This is a genomic window from Agrobacterium fabrum str. C58 (genome assembly GCF_000092025.1).
Lineage (GTDB): Bacteria > Pseudomonadota > Alphaproteobacteria > Rhizobiales > Rhizobiaceae > Agrobacterium > Agrobacterium fabrum.
On sequence record NC_003064.2, the window covers coordinates 390986 to 409150 of the forward strand.

Below are 18165 nucleotides of genomic sequence, written 5' to 3' on the forward strand. Positions count from 1 at the left end.
CGTATTCAACTTGACCGCGGCCGCTTAACACGAACTGCCTCTCGCGCAGAGGTGGCGTCGAGACCGCGGTCGATAGGTGTCGGATTGTCTGCCTAGTTTCTATCTTGGCTGCTTTGCGTACAAAGTGAAAGGCCCGAACGCAGAAGATGTCGCGTCGGTGTTGAGCTACGCAGTCTTATGGCGGGCTTTGAGGAGGCATTTCACATCGCCGCGACAAATCCTTTCGCTCCAGTAGAGCCCGAAAAGAGAGAAGCTGCGACAAAGGTAGCTGACACCTGTGCTCCCTGTTGCTGCGCGCGAGAATAAAGCGGGCCGGGGAACAGCGGGCGAAAAACAGCCAGCCGGCGCAACAGAAGCGCCGGCAACAGGCGGAGAGACCTCGGCCAAAATAAAGCCTGCTGGTGGCGGCGCGATCCTTGCCCATGGCGAAAGCCGAACATGATGCGCGTATTGCCCTTGCCCCTTTCGTCGTTGAGGGTGTTGTCACAGCAGAAACCTTTGAGATCGATCCCAAGCGCACTTTTGCCACCTTGGATTTTCTGAAGGCGGCCCAGTGAGCGGGACGGTTCCCGGCGGCCATCCGGAGTTCTTCGCCTATCATGATCGCGAATAGAGCTTCCAGCCCTTCTGTATCGAGCGGGGGCTTCGAAACAGCCCAAGCTACCTTGTCAAAGTGCGAGGGCAACAACCGCGCTTACCTTTAGCAAAACGCCCGGAACTGTTTAGACGAGCCGAACCACCTTTGCTTTGCGTCTGGCCGTTGACGATAGCGGTGAGTGTGGCGAACAGCGACACCTCAAAACACCGCATGATGGGTCTGCCAAATGACCGCAGCCAGTCACATGCTCAAAGGCGGCACCTACTAAACGGGGCATCAACACATGGAACCTCCGGCAAATCAGTGGCTATTCTAGGCCTATCCCTGACGATGTCCCGAGAGACGGTTGATTCCTTTCGAGAACCTGACGTAAAAAGTGAAGGGTGGATCACGAGCGGGCTGAGCCGATTACCGAGCTGCCATTATCCGTTGCCGGAAGTCGGTGGTTCCCTGAATGATCTTGTCCAGCAGTGGCTCTATCGCCCAGAAACGCTCCTGAATATCGAACGTCACCGCACGGCTTTCGATGTCGTTTATGGTGCCGAGGCGCTGGTGATAAAGCTTCGCCAGTTTGGGATAACCCATGGGCTCCGCCATGGCGGCGAGCGCCAGATAAACTGATAGTTCATCAGCCAGTTCCGGCTTCCGGCCGGCTTCCGTCAGCAGCCATTTGTAGAGATCGGGATGAAAATTGGTGAAGACCCCGGTAAAGCCGCGCGATCCCGCTTTCATAGCGTCGAATGCGATCGCCGCATTGGCGTTGACGATGGCGAGCGGCGTATTCGCGGTGAGCGCTACACGCCGCTTGACGGTTTCAAGATCGCAGGAGACATCCTTCAGGATAACGAAACGACCGCTGTTGGCGCAGAAGGAAATTTCGGCATCGGTCATAAGACGGCGATAGGGCGCCGGGCATTCGTAAAGGCCAAGCGGCAGGTTGGGAGGAAGACGATCGAGGAGCCAGCCAAGATCGTCGAGAAACTTAGAGCCGCCCTCCTGCCGGGCATCCATCCGGTTGGTAACAAGCACTATGCCGTCAACACCCGTCCGCGCGATGGCGTTGAGCTCCTTTTGCTGATCCTCAAGCGCCTCGCTGATGTGCCCCGAGGCAATGACGGGAATACGGCCGGCTGCGGCCCTCTTAACAAAGGCAGCCAGTTCGACCCGCTCCTCTAGGGTGAGGAACATCATCTCGGAAGACTGACAAACGGCAAACAGCGCGTCCGATCCATTGGCGATGTACCATTCCACGAGATTGGCGACGCCCTCGAAATCTATCTTGCCGTCCCTGAAGGGGGTGATCATCACGGGAATGATGCCTTCGATACGCTTGGTCATGTTTTCGTCCTGTCAAACATAGTGGCTCGGGCGTTCCGGTTCGGAAGCCTTGCCGGAGTGGATCAGAGCTGGTTGCGTGGCTGGCGGTTCGCGAGCACATCGATCACGGCCTCGGCGGTGATCCGGCCAATGGAGGTGTAGGTTTCGTAGGTTTCTGCTGCCGTGTGCGGCGTGGTGACAATCTGCGGCAGGGTGAAGAGCGGATTGTCGGGCAAGGCAGGCTCCGTCTCATAGACATCGATCGCTGCAGCCTGAAGATGGCCGCTGACGAGGGCGTCGTAGAGTGCCTTCTCGTCCACAAGGGCGCCGCGCGCCGTGTTTATGAAAATCGAGCCGGGTTTCATCCGAGCAAAACGGCCGGCATCCATGAGACGGCGCGTTTCCGGCAGGCTCGGCATCATCATCACGAGAATGTCCGAAGACGAAAGCACCTCGTCCATCTCGCACATCCGCACGCCAAGCTTCGTTGCGGCGACCTGATCGGGAAACTTGTCGTAAGCGATCACCTCCACGTCGAAACCGCAGAGTTTGCGCGCGATCTTACGCGCGATGTTCCCGAAACCGAGGAGGCCGACGCGGCGGCCGATCAGCTCCTGCCCGACGAAACGGTCCCACGCGCCGCCACGCAAGGCATCATGCAGATAGGGTATCCGGCGCATTGCCGAAAGGATCAGTCCGAGCGTCAGTTCGGCCACCGCATTGGCGTTGCCGCCCGGCGCATTTGTCACCGCGATGCCATGCCGGTGAGCCGCATCGATATCGATATTATCGACACCGACACCAAAGCGCGCGATCGCCTTCAGTCGCGGGGCAAGGTTGAAAACACGTTCGTTCCAGGTATCGACACCAGCGATGACGGCATCAACATCGCCAAGTCTTGCCGATAATTCATCAAAGGTCATCGGCCGCCCGAAGCCGTTTTCAACGACGTCGATACCTTCCGCCGCCAGCATCGCCTTGGCGTCCGCGCAATAGCGGGAATAATTTGTTGCCGTTACCAATACGGTCTTGCTCATTGCAGTGTCTCTCGGAAAATCGGAATTAAAGACGTGCGCCGGCCTGATCGAACAGAACGCAGCGACCGGGATCGAAACTCACGGTCAGGATTTCGCCCGGCGTAGGCGCCATATCGCCCGGCAGGCGGCAATTCAGCCGGTTACCGGCAATATCCAGCAAGGCGAGAGTGTCGGCTCCCAATGGTTCAATCAACTGAACGGAACCGGAAATCGTGGCGGACAACGAAGCCCGATGGGCCACATCGAGCGAAAGATGTTCCGGGCGCACGCCGAGTTCCGCTGCACCTTCATAGTCCTGGCGTTCGACCGGAACGGCGATGCGGGTGCCATCTGGCAGGGTTGCGGCTCCCTTCGAAAGCTGCACGGGCAGGAAATTCATGGCCGGCGCGCCGATAAAACCGGCAACGAAGCGGGTTCTCGGGTTGCGGTAAAGCTCTTGCGGCGCGCCGATCTGCTGGATGTGACCGTCCTTCAGCACAACAATGCGGTCGGCCATGGTCATGGCTTCCACCTGATCGTGGGTAACATAGATCATGGTGCTGCCGAGCCGCTGGTGCAGTTGTTTGATTTCCGCGCGCAGATCGACACGCAGCTGCGCGTCGAGATTGGAGAGCGGCTCATCAAAGAGAAAGACCTTCGGTCCGCGCACCATGGCGCGCCCCATCGCCACACGCTGGCGCTGACCACCGGAAAGTTCGCGTGGGCGCCGCTTCATCAGATGAGTAAGCTGCAGGGTGCGCGACACCTCTTCGACGCGCTGCCTCACCTGCGCCTCCGGCACGCCGTTCATCCGCAGAGCAAAACCGATGTTCTTTTCCACCGTCATATGGGGATAAAGCGCATATTCCTGAAACACCATCGCCACGTCCCGTTCCCATGGACGGAGCCTGTTGACGACCGTGCCGTCAATGGAGATCGAACCCTCCTGAAAATTCTCCAGTCCGGCAATCATGCGCAGCAGCGTCGATTTTCCGCAGCCGGAAGGACCGACGAAGACAATGAACTCACCATCGACAATATCAAAGGAGAGGCCATGGATGACACGGTGTGCGCCGTAAGCCTTGACGACGTTCTGAATGGAAAGAGTGGCCATGGGATTATCCTTTGACTGCCCCTGCGGACAGACCCGCGACAAGGCGGCGCTGGACGAGCAGGGTAAGAATGAGCGGCGGAAGAGCGATCATGGTTGCGGCGGCCATCAGCGCGCCCCAGTTGGTGACGCCCTCGCCGATGAAATTGAACGACGCAACGATTGCGGTCTTGGTGTCGAACCCGGAGAGCGCCAGCGCGAACAGGAAATAGTTCCAGGTGAAGATGAAGCAGAGAATGGATGACACCACCACGCCGGGCATGACCACTGGAAGAACAATGCGCCAGAGCACCGACAGCGGACGGCAGCCATCCATCTGAGCGGCTTCCACCAGTTCGCGCGGCATGGCGTCGAAATAGGGCAGCATCGTCCAAAGGGCGACCGGCATGGCGATGACGGCATGGGTCAGGATCAACACTGTGTAGGAACCGACGAGCCCGAGTTCGGAAAAGATGATGAACCAGGGCAGCAGGAACAGCGTTCCCGGTGCCATGCGTGAAAACAGCGCCAGTGTCGCGGGCCATGTGGTGCGATGCCAGGAGACAGCAAAGGCCGCCGGAAATGCGAGCATGATGCCGAGCAATGTCGCGCCCGTTGAAACGATGAGCGAATTCAGCGTATTGGACAGAAATTCCGTGCGCTCGAAAAGCTGCCGGTAATTGTCCAAGGTGGGCGTGAAAAAGAGGCTCGGTGGCAGCTTCGTCACCTCGTAGCGGTCCTTGAAGGACGACAGGATCATCCAGAGTATCGGGGTGATCGCGGCGATGACCAGAATGACGGTGCTCAGGCCGCCACGCAGTCTTTCGGTAAGGGAAGGCTGATATGCCTCGTATTCGTGCATCAAAATTCCTCCTCGATTTACCAGGTGACGGCCTGTCGCAGCCGGGAAAAGGCGACGACGGTGACCATGACGACAGCTGCAAGCGTGATCATTCCAGCCGAGGCGTAGCCGAAACGGGAGAACTCGAAGCCCTGCTGGTAAGCATAGATATTGAGCGTGGTCGACGCGTTGCCCGGCCCCCCGCGCGTGGTGATGTAGATCACGTCGAAGAAACGCAGCAGGTCGACCGACCGCAGGATCGCGGCGGAAAGCAGCGTCGGTGCAAGCAACGGAAGTGTGATGTGAACAAGCCTCTTCCAACCGATAACCCCATCGATCTCGGCCGCCTCGAACACCTTCGTCGGCAGGGATTGAAGACCGCCCAGAACCAGAAGCCCGATCAACGGCGACCATTGCCATGTATCGACGGCGGCAACCGTCAGAAGAACCCACTTGGGATCGGCGAGCCAGAGGCTTGGGCCGATCCCCACCTGTCCGAGCAGCCAGTTCGCAACGCCGACGGCCGGATCGAGAATGACGATCGCCATCATGCCCACGACCACCGGCGGCATCATGAAGGGCATGATAGCCGCCGTGCGAACGAGATTGCGCGCGCTACGCACCCGGTTGAGGGTGAAACCAAGCCAGGTGCCGATCACCATCTGCATGGCGAGCGCGAGCCCATAAAGCACCCATGTCAGTATGAAAGCGTTGTGAAATTCGCCGTCGGAAAGCAGCTCAACATAATTCGCAAGACCGACGAAACGGTCGTCCATGCCGAGCGAGTTTTCACGCAGCGAAAGCCAGATCGCATAGAGAATTGGGAAAACGATCATCAAGCCGACGAATGCCACGGCGGGCGCCATCATCCAGCGAAAGGAAAGAACAGTCTGGCCGGGGCCGGAGATGCGGGAAGGCATCGAAGCGGTCATCACACGGGGATCCCTCATGAAAATGGTATATGTGTCTGAAATTGCTTCCCTCAAACCGCGCCAAATCGCCCGCAGAGAAACTGACTGGCGGCCTGCGCGACACTTGGAGAGAGCAATGCTCCCCGCCGAGGATCCAGCTCCAAACTTTGCAGTCCGGAACCGGATTTCCCGGGAGGAATTCCTGGAGCAGGTGGGTTATTGCAGGGCGAGCAAGGCTTTGTCCGCCTCGCAGGCGCCCTCCTTGATCGTATTGGCGCCGAGCAGATAATCCTGAACCACCTTGCCGATGATTTCGCGGGTCTGCGGCACCTTGTCGGTCGGCGATGCATAATCGCCGGTGCCGGTTTTGCTGATCTGCCTGATGGCGTCGGCCCAGCTCTTGCGGATTGGCAATTCGTCGGTGAATTTTTTCATATCTGCACCGTCAAAGACCGAACTGCGGGGCGGCGCGACACCGGCCTGAATGAGACGGGCCTCGATCTCCGGCGACGTCGCCCATTGCATGAACAGCCAGGTGGCCTCCTTGCGCTTGGAGAAATTCGACATCGACAGGCCCCAACCGAAGGCAACGGGCTTGGAAATGCCGCTCTCCTTGCCGGGCGGCAGCACTTTTATGGCAAGGTCTTCAGCCCGGCCGGGGAATTTGACGATATTGGAGAACTCGTTGGAGGACTCATGCGTCATGGCAACCTTGCCCTGACCAAGAAGCTCGACGACCTGCGGGAAGGAATGGTTGGAAGCACCGACGGCACCATAGGTTTTCAGAAGATCCCCATACATCTGCAGACCAGCTATGGTCTTGTCCTGGCACAGACCCGGCTTGGTCTTGTCCGCGGACTTAAAGTCGCCGCCAAGATTGAAAACGAAAGACGCCATTGGATAGGGGATCGCGTTGCGCACGCCGCGCGCCGTCCAGGCGTTGACCGACTTGTCGCATTCCGAGATTGTTTTTGCAGCAGCGGGAATGTCCTCGAGATATTGCGGTTCCGGAACGTTGCACTTGGCGAAGATATCCTTACGCCAATAGAACAGCGGACCTTCGACATTGATCGGCACGCCGGTCAGCTTGCCATCAAATATCTCGTTCTTGCGAAGCCCTTCGCCGAAATCCTCGAAATTGAAATCCGGCGACGTCAGGCTCGCATCCTTCAGCAGCGGGTTGAGATCGGCATACCAGCCGGCCTTGTTGTAGACGGCTCCCTCACGGATTTTCAGCGAAATGAAAGCATCGACATCGGATGATCTGGCCTGCATGAGCGTAGACAGACGCGCGCGGATCGGGTCTTCGTTGAGAATCTCGACGCGAACCTTGATGCCCGTCTTTTTCGTGAACTCACTGGTCATATCCTTGATGGCATTCGGCCAAGGATGGTTCGTGAAGAGAACATTTATGGTCTGGCCTTCCTGTGAACGCCAATTGAAATCGACGGCTCCCGCAGTCGAACCGGTAAAAACGACGCATGATGCAAGGGCTACCATTTTTGACGCCGCCGCCAGACTGTTCCTGAAAAAGTTCATGTCAATCATATCCTCCCAAATCTCGGTGATTTTTCCTCAATGGCGAATCGCCCCCAGATAAGAATGTGGGCGCATACCTCTCTCCCTTCCGGTCGGCGCGGATTTGCTGCACGACCGCATCTCCTCCTCAAGACAGAAGGAAGCTAGCAGGAAAATTTCACTGCTGCAATGTCTAACATGTTACCTTGATTGATAGTGACATTCTATTTGGGGAGACGTCATGCATTCGGCAGTAGTTTTATTGATGTCACACTCTGGCACGGCTGCCCTGAGCGCAGGGAACCGGGCCGGAAGAACTGCCAGAACGGCGTCTACCGTGCGAGTGCGCGGTTTTTGGCATTGTGAATATGCTGCTCCATCGCGGCGGCGGCAGCAGGCGGATCGCGTGAGGCAATTGCATCGATGAGGCTCAAGTGATCGTACATCGTGGGAAGGACGAGCGGAGGATTGAGCTGCGTATGCGCCTGACGGATCAACCGAATTTTTATGGCGTTCACACGGTAGATATTGGTGAGAATCGAATTCTGCAGGGAATCGATCATCCCGTGATGAAATCGCGAATCCAGTTCCTGTGCCCTGTCCACGAGAGCTTTGGATACATGATTGGCGTCGGGTTCAGCGTTGCAAGCATCGATGACATCCAGGTGCTCCTGCCGGATCGCCTCCAATTTCTCATCACTGACCAGCCTGGCGAATATCTGGACCGCTTCCTTTTCCAGAAACAGCCTCACCTGAAATGCATCCTGCACCAGATTGAGATCTACCTGGGCGATCTGCATGCCACGCTGCGGAACCGTCACCAGCAGCCCTTCGGCCTCAAGGCGCGGGATCAGTTCACGGATCGCCGCAAGCGGCAACTGGGTAAGCTCGACCAATTGCCGTTGCGAAACAAATTGTCCGGGGCGAAGTTGCCGGGAGAGAAGATGCTCCGTGAAACTGGAATAGGCGCGGTCTCTCTGATTGACGTGGCCCTCCGCGTTTCTCAGACTACGGCCATCACTTTTCTTTTTCTCTACCAAAGAGCGAACCTCCAATACATGGACCTAACATGTTAGTAAGGTTGCCAATGAGATTCAATCACAAATGAGCGATGCGTCAGCTCATTTCTCGGGAGGACATAGGTCCGCCATCGGCGTAAGTTCGAATCCTCAAGCATCGTGCTTCAGGAACTTGGCCTTTCCTACAATCTAGTCCGAGTGGACAATCACACAAAGCTCATGTCAGAGCCTGTTGATTTCCTGACCATCAATCCAAAAGGCTATGTGGCAGCGCTCACGCTCGACACGGGGGACGTCCTGACCGAAGGGCCGGCGATCGTCCAGTATCTGGCGGACCTGAAGCCGGATTCGGGCCTGGCCCAGGCAATGGCACCTTGGAGCGCGCCCAGCTTTAGGAATGGCTCAACTTCATCACCAGCGAGATCCATGCTGGATCGAGCCCGCTGTTCAACACAAACCTGCCGAAGACGGTGCGGGACCTCTTCGAGACGAAGCTGACGCGGCGTTTCGATCTCATCGAAACCGGTCTCGCGACGCAGGATTATCTGATAGGCAACCGCTTCACGGTCGCCGACGCTTACCTGTTCACGGTCCTCGGTTGGATGAAGGGCTTTGGCATTGACCTCAGCCGCTGGCCGAAACTCACGGCCTATATGCAGCGGATTGAGATTCGCCTTCGGTCGCGGCGGCGCTGGAACGGGAAGCCGCAGTCGCGTTCGTGGCGTGAGCAACTGCTTGCTAGAAGTAAAGCACGGGGTAGCGCCGCCGAGGTTCCTTCACATAGAACGGTGGTAAAGCGACGAAGACTTGGTAAATGCGACCCGAAACCGGATCGGGCACATCCCAGACTTCGCTATCGATGATCTCGTATGCACCTCCTGCTCCCAACTGAGCCTTTGGATTCGACTGGGCGTACGTGTGCGTCTGACCACCAGGGACGTCGAAGGCTGCGATGACAGCTATCAGTAAGGGATTCGGAAAACATCGTCGCATTTGAAGTCTCCGCGCGTGGGATTTCTATGGTGTCGACCACTAATGGCGTACCCGCGCGGCATTAAGACTCAAATTTTATCGAATGGATTCGTACTTAAAGAAACGTGACGGCTGAGAATGGTGGCTTTCAGCCAGCTAAGCTGTAAGGCTGTCTATAGTTGTCGCAAAAATCCCGAAACTTCGGCGGAAATGATTCAAGATGACAGGGATCTACATGGTCCGCATTAGTCGTTTTCATCTCCTATCATCGAACGGCCGCAATGGGGTCGGAAGCGGTCATAGAGGTCGCCGGCGCTCTATGACAGCCATGTCACCCCGGCATGCAGGGCTGGAGCTCTGCAGCCGGCGCCATATCGGCCATTCACTCAAAGCAAGCAGCTAACCGTGCAGGGATATTCGGCGCGAACATAACCACTGAACGACGGGGCCGGCGGTTTGAGTCCTTTCAAGGCGGATGATCAGGAAAAGTTCTCCAACACCGCCATGAAGGTATGTCGATCGCCTTGGCCTGCTGTCAGACGTACACGGCCTTCGATATCGGCGAGGTGGTGGTCCATCAACTGTTGCGCCTTGGCCAAGTCCTTAGCCTTTAACGCGGCGACGATCATGCGGTGGTGGTCGGCGCCGCAGTCATCCTTCTTGTCTTCTCCATAGAGTGCCATGACGAGGGAAAGGCGCGCGACGATCTTGGAGAGCGTTTCGGTCATGACAACATTGACGCCAAGCTCTGCCAGCACGATGTGGAATTTTCCAGAGAGCACCGTCTTCGACTTTTCGTCGCCGTGGTGGTGAATATGCTCTTCCTCATCGGTCAATTTTTCGAGCGCATCGAGTTGTTCGGTTGTGGCACGGGCCATCACGAGGTCGAGGATCGCGTGTTCGATCTTGCGGCGCGCCTCAAACAGAGCCCTAGCTTCTTCGATGCCCGGTTCTGCGACGAAGGTGCCGCGGTTGCGCTTGCGCTCAAGCAGGTGGTCGCTTTCCAGCACGCCGAGAGCGCCACGAACGACGGTGCGGCTGACGCCAAAGTGGTCCGCAATGGCATCTTCGAGGATTTTGGTGCCGGGCTTTAGCGCGCCCTCTCCGATGGCATTGGCCAGGGTCGTGCGAATGCGCTCAGAGACATCGTCATTGGCATTCTCCGCACTTTCCGCAGCGATGGGCGCCTTCGGGGCGGCTTTAGGGTTTTGCCGACGCGTCTTCTTCATGTCCTGCTCCGCATCCAGTCGAGCGGCGGTCGCTCGATTTGATCACATCCATACACATATTGTTGCGTACATTGACAGGCGCTGGAAATCCACCAGATCCTGGGGTTTTGCACGCTGACGGCGGCGATCTCCGCCGTCAGCGATATCAAGCCGCTTGGCGTTTCGCGACGGATGCCGAGAGATCGATGCCGTTGTCGGCGCAGATCTCCTCGATATGCTGGGCTGAGTTGCGGATGAAAGTGATAGCCGCGTCGAAACTATAGGCCTGCCTCTCATAAGTCGGGTAGCCGTAGTTGCTTGCCTCATAGGCCTCCCAATCCGGAATCTCGCCGGAAGCAACGCGCTTTTCAAAGGCACCGATCATGGAAAGATAGGCTTCCAGCTCTTCCGCATTCAGGTCGGGGTGGGCAGCGCGCCATGAGGGGTCTTCAATCTCGATACACTGGCGTGGATTGGCCTTGCGCGGCTTGTCTTCGACGGAGGCTGCAACTTCCAACGAGAGATTGAGATCGGGGTTCGCAGCGGCCAGGATCGGAATGATCGCGGCAAAATCCACGATACCGCGACCGACAGGGCGGGTCTGGAAATCAAGGCCGCCCGGTGCGCGGCCCACATAGGCGTCCTTGACATGGGTCTGGCGAATGTAAGGCGCGACGCGTTTTGCCGCGTAAACCGGATGTTCCCCGCGCTGCAGACCGTTGGCCGTGTCGAAGACGACGCCCATGCAGTCCTCACCGATTTTCTCGATCAACCGCATGATCTCGAAAGACGTGATCTCGTCATGGGTTTCCATATTGAGATGGACACCAGTGGCGCGCGCGACGGGAGCGAGCTTCAGCAAGACCTTCTCGATTGCCTGCAACTGCTCGTCCCAGGTGACGTCGGTGCGGAAGCGGTCGTTCGCCAGCCTGCCACGATATTCCGATTTAAAATTGCCCGGCGAGATCCATAGTTCATGGCAACCGATCGAGGCGCTTGCCTCGATCATCCGGGTAAAGCCCAAAATGACATCGCCCTCGCCGATTGCGCGAAACTCCGGAGCCTCGGCGCTGCAATAGGGATTTATCTTGCCGACGCCGCTTTCGAGGTAAAGCCCCAGTTCATCGGCTTTCTCGCGGATGTCGCGAAGGGCAGCCTTGTCGAGTGTCGGGCTCATGTCGAGAACTGTCGGGAAGAACAGGCCTCCAAGGCCGAGTTCCTTGACAAGGTCGAGGCTTGCGAGCGGCCCGCGTTTCACGAACTCTGGAAGTTTTTGGCTGTCGATACCCAGTTTCATAGTGGTCTCTCCTTGATGTTTCCTGATGGGATGCGCTGCGGTGGCGATCTCTTTTTTGGTTGATTTTCCTGGCGCCACTGGCGGCGCTTAGGCGTCCAAATACTCAAATCTTGTCGCTGTTCGAGCGGCCTTTCGGCGCGAGTTTCCGTTCCAGATAGTGCTGGCCTATCGATGCGATCGTGGTGATCCCAAGATACCAAAGCGAGGCAACGCACAGGAGTTCGATGACCAGGAAGTTACGGGCGTAGATGGCCTGCGCCTGCGTCAACAAATCCTGCATGCCGATAACCGAGACGATGGCACTCGCCTTCAGCATGCCAATCGCCTGGTTTCCGGTCGGCGGCACGATCAGACGTATTGCCTGAGGGAGGACCACGGTTCGCAGAGTCTGTAGTGGTCTGAGGCCCAGAGACGATGCGGCCTCGCGCTGTCCCCGATCCACGGCAGTCAGGCCGCTGCGAATGATCTCACTCATATTTGCCGCCTCGTGCAGACCCAGCGCCAAAAAGCCTGCGAAAGCGGGTGTTACGATGTCGTTTACCGAAACCGACCATGAACCAAATCCGATCTCGGGGACGAAGAGCGCGATGTTGAACCAGAAGAATATCTGAACGATTAGCGGTACGCCGCGAAACCACCAGACAAAGGCGACGGCGATCGCCTTGAGAACGATGTTCTGGCTCGTTGCCATGACGGCGACGAGACAACCGATGATGATGCCGGCGACCATGGCGCCGGCTGTCAGTTCGAGGGTCAGAATGACGCCGCCAAGAATGACGGGGTCGATCATGTAGCGCGGGATCTCGCTCCACTGGACGCTCTGATTGCGCCCGATAGCCAAGGTCATGAGGGCCAGCATGAGGATCGCGATGCTGCCAGTTGCAAGTTGGCCCCACCGTACAGGTTTGCCGTTTGGCGGGGCGACGGTCATGCTGATCGGTTGCGCAAAGAGTGCCATGGTTCAATCCACCGGCATCGAGGCGGCATCGTTGAACTTGACGGTCTTTACCGCAAGCGGGCCGAGGCTCCATTTCTCCATGATGGTCTGATAGGCGCCGCTATCGACCATGTGCTGGAGCGAGGCGATCACGGCATCCCGGAGCTCCGGATTATCCTTTGAGACCAGCATGCCAAGATAACCGACAGTGAGGCGGACATCGGGCAGGGCTTGCAGGCCAACGCCTTTGCCGGTTTGCTTTTCGGTGGTGTAGACGCTCGTTGCGTAACCGTTGACGGTCGCATCGGCGCGGCCTGTTCGCACCGCCTGCAGGACGTCAGGCATTTTCGGGATGGATATGATCTCGATTGGCGTGGTCTTGCATTTTGCCGAGGCAGCGACGACCAATCTGTTCTGGAATGTGCCGACCGGTACGGCAACCTTCTTGCCACAGAGGTCTTCCATGCTCTTGATGCTGAGCGGATTGCCCTTGATCGTCATGATGGTCGTTGCGTCATACATGTAGTCGATCACATCGACCTGCTTTTCCAACTCCACGTCGTCATTGATGCCGGAAAGGGTCATGTCGAAACGCTTGGACAGCACAGCGGGGACGATGGCTGCGCCCGCCCCGACATTGGTCATCTGGACGTCGACGCCGAGGATGACGCCCAGCGCGGCTGCAAGATCAGCATCGATGCCGATGAGCTTTCCGGCCTCGTCCTGGAAACTGATCGGTGGCGTCAGATCCGTGGCAACCTTCACGACCTTCTTGTCCTTGATCGCGGAAGGAAGGCGATCTGCCAGGTCTTGATTGAATGCAACACCTGGAAGCTTGGCTATATCTGCCTCCGGCGCGATAGTCACCGGTTTGCCTTCTGCAGCCTGTGTGGTTGAAGCGAGGAGAGCGAAAGCAGCGCCCGCCAGGGTGGCTGTAAGAGTCTGCTTGAAGCTGTGCATGCGGAACCCCTTTATTTTTGTCGTCGTGAATTTTCAGAGTTAGGCGATGCAATCAGCATGCCAGTTTGACCTCGAGGGCTCCCATGCGACTGTTTTTACTCGCTTATATTTTTCTTATAGAACTTTAGTTTATCTACGAATTTGGTTTCGCATAAATATTAGAAAGTAAATGATAAAAGAATGCTCGCAGGAAATCGCCGTGCTTTTAGTGTGTAACGAATAGAATTAACTATATGATATAATTGAGGAATATTAGTTATAGTTACGGCGCTCCGTTGACTTGATCCGCGCTAAAGGAACCTGATTAGCGCGGCCGGTGGTTTAAGCACCAAAAAATCTGCACAACAAATCGCCGTTGCACCCCGATACTGCACAATTAATGAGTTCGCACAAACATACGAATAAGAAAAATCATGAACATTCGAGAGAAAAAAATTCATAAATAACGCAGTATTTTTAGCAGCTTATTGATTGCAACATAGCACTGAAAGCGTGGTTGGCACGCGGCTTGCCTCTGCTGTTTCCATGACCCAAAGCGAACCCAAAATTGTTGATCGAAAACATTTCCCCCTGATACCGACGAGCACCGTGCCCTCGGCTGTTCAGGCGCAACCGAAGGGGACATTCATGTCGCAGACCTCGAATGCAGCAGAAGGCAAGCAGCTTAGCGTTCGTGGCCTGACCCATAGCTATGGCGGACTGAATGCGATCAGCGACATTTCTTTCGAGATAGCCGCCGGTGAGATCGTCGCGCTCCTCGGACCGAGCGGCTGCGGAAAATCCACCGTGTTGCGCGCCATCGCAGGCCTGATCCAACCGAAAAGCGGTGTGATCCAGCTCGGAGGCGAAGACATCGCCAATGTTTCGGCGCGTGCGCGCGGTATCGGCATGGTTTTCCAGAACTATGCGCTGTTTCCACACCTGACGGTCGCCGAGAACATCGCCTATCCGCTGGCATGCCAGAAAGTGGGACGCACCGAGCGCCGCGAGCGGATTGAGGAAATGCTCTCGCTCGTGCAGTTGAAGGGATTTGGCCATCGGCTGCCGCGTGAGCTTTCCGGTGGCCAGCAGCAACGCGTGGCAGTGGCCCGCGCGATTGCCGGAAGGCCTTCACTTCTGCTTCTCGACGAACCGTTCGGTGCCTTGGACCGGGCGCTCCGTTTCGACCTGCAGGTCGAGCTTCTCCATCTGCAGAAGACGCTTGGCATCACGACGTTGATCGTGACGCATGACCAGGAGGAGGCGCAGAGCCTAGCTGGCCGTCTGGTGCTCATGAACAAGGGCAATGTCGAGCAAATTGATACACCGATGGCCGTTTATGACCGACCGAGGTCTCTCTTCGTCAATACCTTCATCGGTCAGGCCAATGTGTTGCATGGAACGGTGGACCGGGTGGAGGCGGAGGCAACCACCATCTCCCTCGCGAATGGCAGGGTCCTCGTTCTGCCGCGCCGCCTGAATTTCACGACGGGCTCCAAGATCACGATCACCTGCCGCCCCGAAGATGTGCGTCTGTCTGCGGCACCGGGCGCACCGGCCCTGCCGGCACGGCTGACCGTGTCAGTGCCGCTTGGTCCCACCCTTGTCCATGATCTCCTTCTCGAAGACGGGACAAACCTTCGCTCCTCGGAGGTCCGCGGACCTTCGACCTTCATTCCCGAGCCGGGAGCAGAGCTCTTTGCCGAGATAGACACCATCAGGTGTCACGCCTTTCCGAGCGAACCGGAAGCATCCCGTGAATAACAACAACAGAGGTGAACAGATGCAGGACTTCAACATCACAAGACGCCGTTTCGGACTGCTTGCCGCCGGTGCGGCGGTTGCAGCAGCGGTTCCTTTCGCTGCCCGCGCGGCTGGTAGCACAGCTGTTGCCGCGACCTTTCCAGGCAATTGGGAGGATGGCTATCGCACAGTACTGACGCCCCTCGTAAAGGAGGCCGGCTTCGATCTGACCGTCGCCCCGGCAATGGCGCAGGACCAACTCGCCAAGGTCATGGCAAGTCCCGGCAACCCGCCTTACGACACGCTTTTGATGTCGCCCGGCCAGATGGCCATCGCCGTCGAGAACGATCTTATCAATAAGATCGACCCGTCGAAGCTCAAGAACTGGGGAATGCTCGATCCGGCCTTCCAGGGCGAATATGGCCCGACCGTCACGATCGAGGTGAACGGCATTGCCTATAATCCCGATCTCGTCCCGGCGCCGAAGGGCTACCGCGATCTCTTTGAAAACCCGGCCTACAAAGGCTTGGTGTCATGGACCGGCTTTGCCTCCAACACAGGCGTGATGGCCTATACCGAAATCGCCAAGATTTATGGCTCGGGTCCCATCGACATGGACGCCGTGTTCAAGCTGTTCAAGGAACACCCGGAACACATCAAGGGCGTGGTTGCCAGCACGAACCACCAGATGACCCTGTTCCAACAGGGCGAAATTGCGGTCTTCATGTGCTCGACCGGGAATGTTGCCAAGCTGAAGGCGATGGGGCTGAAGGCCGAATTCGTCCAGCCGGAGACGGGTTCGCCCGCAGCTCCGGTGAACATCCATCTGACGAAGGGCGCCAAGAACGTTGACGCCGCCTACGCCTATATGGATGCGGCGATCTCGAAAGCGGCGCAGGACAAGTTAAAAATGCCGCCACAGGAAATGTTCCCGACAAACAAAGAAGTGGAGCTGACGCCGGGCATCGAGGCCTATGTGAAGCGCGAACAGCTTGCCTCGCTCGTCTATCCGGACTGGGCGGCGATCAACAAGAACCGGCCGGAATGGATTCGCCAGTTCGACGCTCTTGTCGCCGGTTGAGGTAGCACCATGAAAGCGAGCGGCTTCCCGTACGTTATCCCGATGCTTCTGCTGTCGGTGGCGTTCTTCGCGACGCCGCTCGCCGTCCTTGTCGGGTTCAGCTTCATTGGCCCCGACGGTCTCTCCCTGCACAATTACGCCCGCTTCCTCGGCGATGCGTTCAACTATCGCGTTCTCATCAACACTGCCAAGCTTGGGGCACAGACCATCGTCACCACGACGCTGCTCGGTGTACCGATCGCGCTGCTCTACTGGCACAGCGGCAAGACCGCGCGCCAGATCATCATTTTTCTGACGCTGATCCCGATGTTGACCAGCAATGTGGTTCGGACCTTTGCCTGGATCGTCATTCTCGGGCGACAGGGGCCGATCAGCGAGACATTCGTGGCGCTTGGACTGGCCGAGCGTCCCTTCACGCTGATGTCGACGGAACTTGGACTTGTGATGGCCATGTGCCAGATCGACCTGCCGCTGATCATCCTGCCGCTGGTGGCGATCCTGTCGCGCATCCCCGTCACCTATACCGAGGCTGCGCAGGTTTCGGGCGCCGGACCATGGCGCATTCTCGTCACGGTCCTTTTGCCGATGATGCTGCCTGGACTTCTGGCCGGTTGGATTCTCGTCTTTGCCAGCACCAGCGCTTCGTTCGTCACCCAGGCGGTGATCGGCGGCGCCCGCAACGTCTATGTGCCTCAATTGATCTACCGCGAGGTCGGCACGCTCTTCGATTGGCCGATGGCGTCTGCGATCGCCGTTGTACTTCTCATGTCTACCGGCATGCTGCTCGTTGCCATGACCATGATTTCCCGTCACCGGAGGCTCGTCGGCCATGCGTAGAAAATCCGAAAACCCGGTCCCCGCTATTCTCTACAAGGCATTTGTGTTCGGCTTCGGCGGTGTGAGCCTGATCTACCTGGTGGCCCCGATCGTCATCGCGATCACCATGTCGTTTACTTCAGGGCAGACACTCAAATATCCGCCGGAGGGTTTTTCGCTGCGTTGGTATGAGGCGTTGCTCGATCCCATCCGCTCCGGGACCGAACATATTGCGGCTGGCAACTCGCTGAAGATTGCAGGCCTTGCCGTTCTTGGCTCGCTGCTTTTTGCCGTGCCCGCAACCATAGGCATGGCACGGATGCAACGTCGTTCGGTCAACACGATCGAGCCGCTGCTTCTCGCGCCGCTGGTGCTGCCGAGCCTCGTTTACGGTCTGGCGGCTCTGATTGTCGCGAATTTCGTCGGTCTGCAGCCATCGCTCTGGCTGACCGTGATCGGCCATGTGGTCGTCTTCGGGCCACTGATGTACCGCGCCGCGTCCGTTGTTGCTCAGGGCATCAATCCTTCGCTGGCGGAAGCTTCGACGGTGATGGGGGCTACGTGGTTCACCACCCTGAGGCGCGTCAGCCTGCCCTTGCTGACACCCGGCATTCTCGCCGGCGCATTTCTCGTCTTCATCCAGTCGCTCGACAATGTTTCCGTCTCGCTCTTCCTGGCCGATGCGCAGACGACAGTGCTGCCGCTCAGGATGTTTGCGCTGATCGAGGAGTCGCTCGACGTGCGCGTTGCGGCAATGTCCGGCCTGCTGATCGGCCTGACGCTGGTGGTGATGCTGGTGGCCAGGCGGGTGCTGGCGCCCACGCGACAAGCCTGACGAACATGAACAATTTTGGAAGGGATA

Annotated in this window: 15 protein-coding genes and 3 pseudogenes; 6 read left to right on the top strand and 12 right to left on the bottom strand. The window is 57.7% G+C overall.

Going from position 1 to position 18165, the window contains the following annotated elements; all coding sequences use genetic code 11:
• Positions 1 to 277: 277 nt before the first annotated feature.
• Positions 278 to 557 (top strand): annotated as a pseudogene (locus ATU_RS27025) (hypothetical protein).
• A gap of 449 nt (positions 558 to 1006) precedes the next feature.
• Here the strand turns inward: ATU_RS27025 and ATU_RS25780 are convergent.
• The 7 genes from ATU_RS25780 to ATU_RS25810 form a co-directional block, all read right to left on the bottom strand.
• The gene (locus ATU_RS25780) at positions 1007 to 1936 is read right to left on the bottom strand and encodes a dihydrodipicolinate synthase family protein (RefSeq protein ID WP_010974650.1); all 930 of its coding nucleotides are present in this window, start codon (positions 1934 to 1936) and stop codon (positions 1007 to 1009) included.
• Positions 1937 to 1998: 62 nt separating this feature from the next.
• Positions 1999 to 2952, bottom strand: coding sequence for a phosphoglycerate dehydrogenase (locus tag ATU_RS25785; RefSeq protein ID WP_010974651.1), 954 nt, complete (start codon positions 2950 to 2952; stop codon positions 1999 to 2001).
• Between the two features lie 25 nt (positions 2953 to 2977).
• Positions 2978 to 4045 carry an ABC transporter ATP-binding protein gene (locus ATU_RS25790; RefSeq protein ID WP_035258265.1) on the bottom strand — a complete coding sequence of 356 codons (1068 nt, stop codon included), beginning with the start codon at positions 4043 to 4045 and terminating at the stop codon, positions 2978 to 2980.
• 4 nt (positions 4046 to 4049) lie between these two features.
• Positions 4050 to 4883 (bottom strand): carbohydrate ABC transporter permease, encoded by an 834-nt coding sequence (locus ATU_RS25795; RefSeq protein ID WP_010974653.1) that lies wholly within the window; start codon positions 4881 to 4883, stop codon positions 4050 to 4052.
• Between the two features lie 17 nt (positions 4884 to 4900).
• Positions 4901 to 5794: a carbohydrate ABC transporter permease gene (locus ATU_RS25800; RefSeq protein ID WP_010974654.1), complete on the bottom strand. Its 894-nt coding sequence runs from the start codon at positions 5792 to 5794 to the stop codon at positions 4901 to 4903.
• Positions 5795 to 5989: 195 nt separating this feature from the next.
• The gene (locus tag ATU_RS25805) at positions 5990 to 7273 is read right to left on the bottom strand and encodes an ABC transporter substrate-binding protein (RefSeq protein WP_046033451.1); all 1284 of its coding nucleotides are present in this window, start codon (positions 7271 to 7273) and stop codon (positions 5990 to 5992) included.
• Positions 7274 to 7623: 350 nt separating this feature from the next.
• Complete coding sequence (locus tag ATU_RS25810; protein ID WP_010974656.1) at positions 7624 to 8331, bottom strand: GntR family transcriptional regulator; 708 nt, start codon at positions 8329 to 8331, stop codon at positions 7624 to 7626.
• 135 nt (positions 8332 to 8466) lie between these two features.
• On the opposite strand from ATU_RS25810, the pseudogene ATU_RS25815 reads away from it, so the two are divergent.
• Positions 8467 to 9037 (top strand): annotated as a pseudogene (locus ATU_RS25815) (glutathione binding-like protein).
• A gap of 17 nt (positions 9038 to 9054) precedes the next feature.
• Here the strand turns inward: ATU_RS25815 and ATU_RS26865 are convergent.
• The 5 genes and pseudogenes from ATU_RS26865 to ATU_RS25835 form a co-directional block, all read right to left on the bottom strand.
• Positions 9055 to 9303: pseudogene (locus ATU_RS26865) on the bottom strand (hypothetical protein); the annotation flags it as partial.
• A gap of 458 nt (positions 9304 to 9761) precedes the next feature.
• Positions 9762 to 10511, bottom strand: coding sequence for a GntR family transcriptional regulator (locus tag ATU_RS25820; protein ID WP_010974657.1), 750 nt, complete (start codon positions 10509 to 10511; stop codon positions 9762 to 9764).
• A 145-nt stretch (positions 10512 to 10656) separates the two neighbouring features.
• Positions 10657 to 11787, bottom strand: coding sequence for a sugar phosphate isomerase/epimerase family protein (locus ATU_RS25825; RefSeq protein ID WP_010974658.1), 1131 nt, complete (start codon positions 11785 to 11787; stop codon positions 10657 to 10659).
• 103 nt (positions 11788 to 11890) lie between these two features.
• Positions 11891 to 12745 carry an amino acid ABC transporter permease gene (locus ATU_RS25830; protein WP_010974659.1) on the bottom strand — a complete coding sequence of 285 codons (855 nt, stop codon included), beginning with the start codon at positions 12743 to 12745 and terminating at the stop codon, positions 11891 to 11893.
• A 3-nt stretch (positions 12746 to 12748) separates the two neighbouring features.
• Positions 12749 to 13684, bottom strand: coding sequence for an ABC transporter substrate-binding protein (locus ATU_RS25835; RefSeq protein ID WP_010974660.1), 936 nt, complete (start codon positions 13682 to 13684; stop codon positions 12749 to 12751).
• A gap of 627 nt (positions 13685 to 14311) precedes the next feature.
• Between ATU_RS25835 and ATU_RS25840 the strand changes: the two genes are divergently transcribed.
• Genes ATU_RS25840 through ATU_RS25855 form a run of 4 tightly spaced genes read left to right on the top strand, consistent with a single transcriptional unit; the run spans position 14312 to position 18138 of the window.
• Positions 14312 to 15427, top strand: a complete 1116-nt coding sequence (locus tag ATU_RS25840; protein ID WP_010974661.1) for an ABC transporter ATP-binding protein — start codon at positions 14312 to 14314, stop codon at positions 15425 to 15427.
• A 19-nt stretch (positions 15428 to 15446) separates the two neighbouring features.
• Positions 15447 to 16487 (top strand): extracellular solute-binding protein, encoded by a 1041-nt coding sequence (locus ATU_RS25845; protein WP_010974662.1) that lies wholly within the window; start codon positions 15447 to 15449, stop codon positions 16485 to 16487.
• A gap of 9 nt (positions 16488 to 16496) precedes the next feature.
• Positions 16497 to 17324 carry an ABC transporter permease gene (locus ATU_RS25850; RefSeq protein WP_010974663.1) on the top strand — a complete coding sequence of 276 codons (828 nt, stop codon included), beginning with the start codon at positions 16497 to 16499 and terminating at the stop codon, positions 17322 to 17324.
• The gene (locus ATU_RS25855) at positions 17317 to 18138 is read left to right on the top strand and encodes an ABC transporter permease (protein ID WP_010974664.1); all 822 of its coding nucleotides are present in this window, start codon (positions 17317 to 17319) and stop codon (positions 18136 to 18138) included. The genes ATU_RS25850 and ATU_RS25855 overlap by 8 nt, the downstream gene beginning before the upstream one ends.
• The last annotated feature ends 27 nt before the right edge of the window (positions 18139 to 18165 follow it).

Excerpts from the sequence above, each read along its gene's own strand:
- ATU_RS25845 (WP_010974662.1), top strand. The coding sequence starts at position 15,447 with ATGCAGGACTTCAACATCACAAGACGCCGTTTCGGACTGCTTGCCGCC.
- ATU_RS25855 (WP_010974664.1), top strand. The coding sequence starts at position 17,317 with ATGCGTAGAAAATCCGAAAACCCGGTCCCCGCTATTCTCTACAAGGCA.
- ATU_RS25800 (WP_010974654.1), bottom strand. The coding sequence starts at position 5,794 with ATGACCGCTTCGATGCCTTCCCGCATCTCCGGCCCCGGCCAGACTGTT.
- ATU_RS25820 (WP_010974657.1), bottom strand. The coding sequence starts at position 10,511 with ATGAAGAAGACGCGTCGGCAAAACCCTAAAGCCGCCCCGAAGGCGCCC.
- ATU_RS25795 (WP_010974653.1), bottom strand. The coding sequence starts at position 4,883 with ATGCACGAATACGAGGCATATCAGCCTTCCCTTACCGAAAGACTGCGT.
- ATU_RS25830 (WP_010974659.1), bottom strand. The coding sequence starts at position 12,745 with ATGGCACTCTTTGCGCAACCGATCAGCATGACCGTCGCCCCGCCAAAC.
- ATU_RS25780 (WP_010974650.1), bottom strand. The coding sequence starts at position 1,936 with ATGACCAAGCGTATCGAAGGCATCATTCCCGTGATGATCACCCCCTTC.
- ATU_RS25790 (WP_035258265.1), bottom strand. The coding sequence starts at position 4,045 with ATGGCCACTCTTTCCATTCAGAACGTCGTCAAGGCTTACGGCGCACAC.
- ATU_RS25805 (WP_046033451.1), bottom strand. The coding sequence starts at position 7,273 with ATGGTAGCCCTTGCATCATGCGTCGTTTTTACCGGTTCGACTGCGGGA.
- ATU_RS25785 (WP_010974651.1), bottom strand. The coding sequence starts at position 2,952 with ATGAGCAAGACCGTATTGGTAACGGCAACAAATTATTCCCGCTATTGC.
- ATU_RS25825 (WP_010974658.1), bottom strand. The coding sequence starts at position 11,787 with ATGAAACTGGGTATCGACAGCCAAAAACTTCCAGAGTTCGTGAAACGC.
- ATU_RS25835 (WP_010974660.1), bottom strand. The coding sequence starts at position 13,684 with ATGCACAGCTTCAAGCAGACTCTTACAGCCACCCTGGCGGGCGCTGCT.
- ATU_RS25840 (WP_010974661.1), top strand. The coding sequence starts at position 14,312 with ATGTCGCAGACCTCGAATGCAGCAGAAGGCAAGCAGCTTAGCGTTCGT.
- ATU_RS25850 (WP_010974663.1), top strand. The coding sequence starts at position 16,497 with ATGAAAGCGAGCGGCTTCCCGTACGTTATCCCGATGCTTCTGCTGTCG.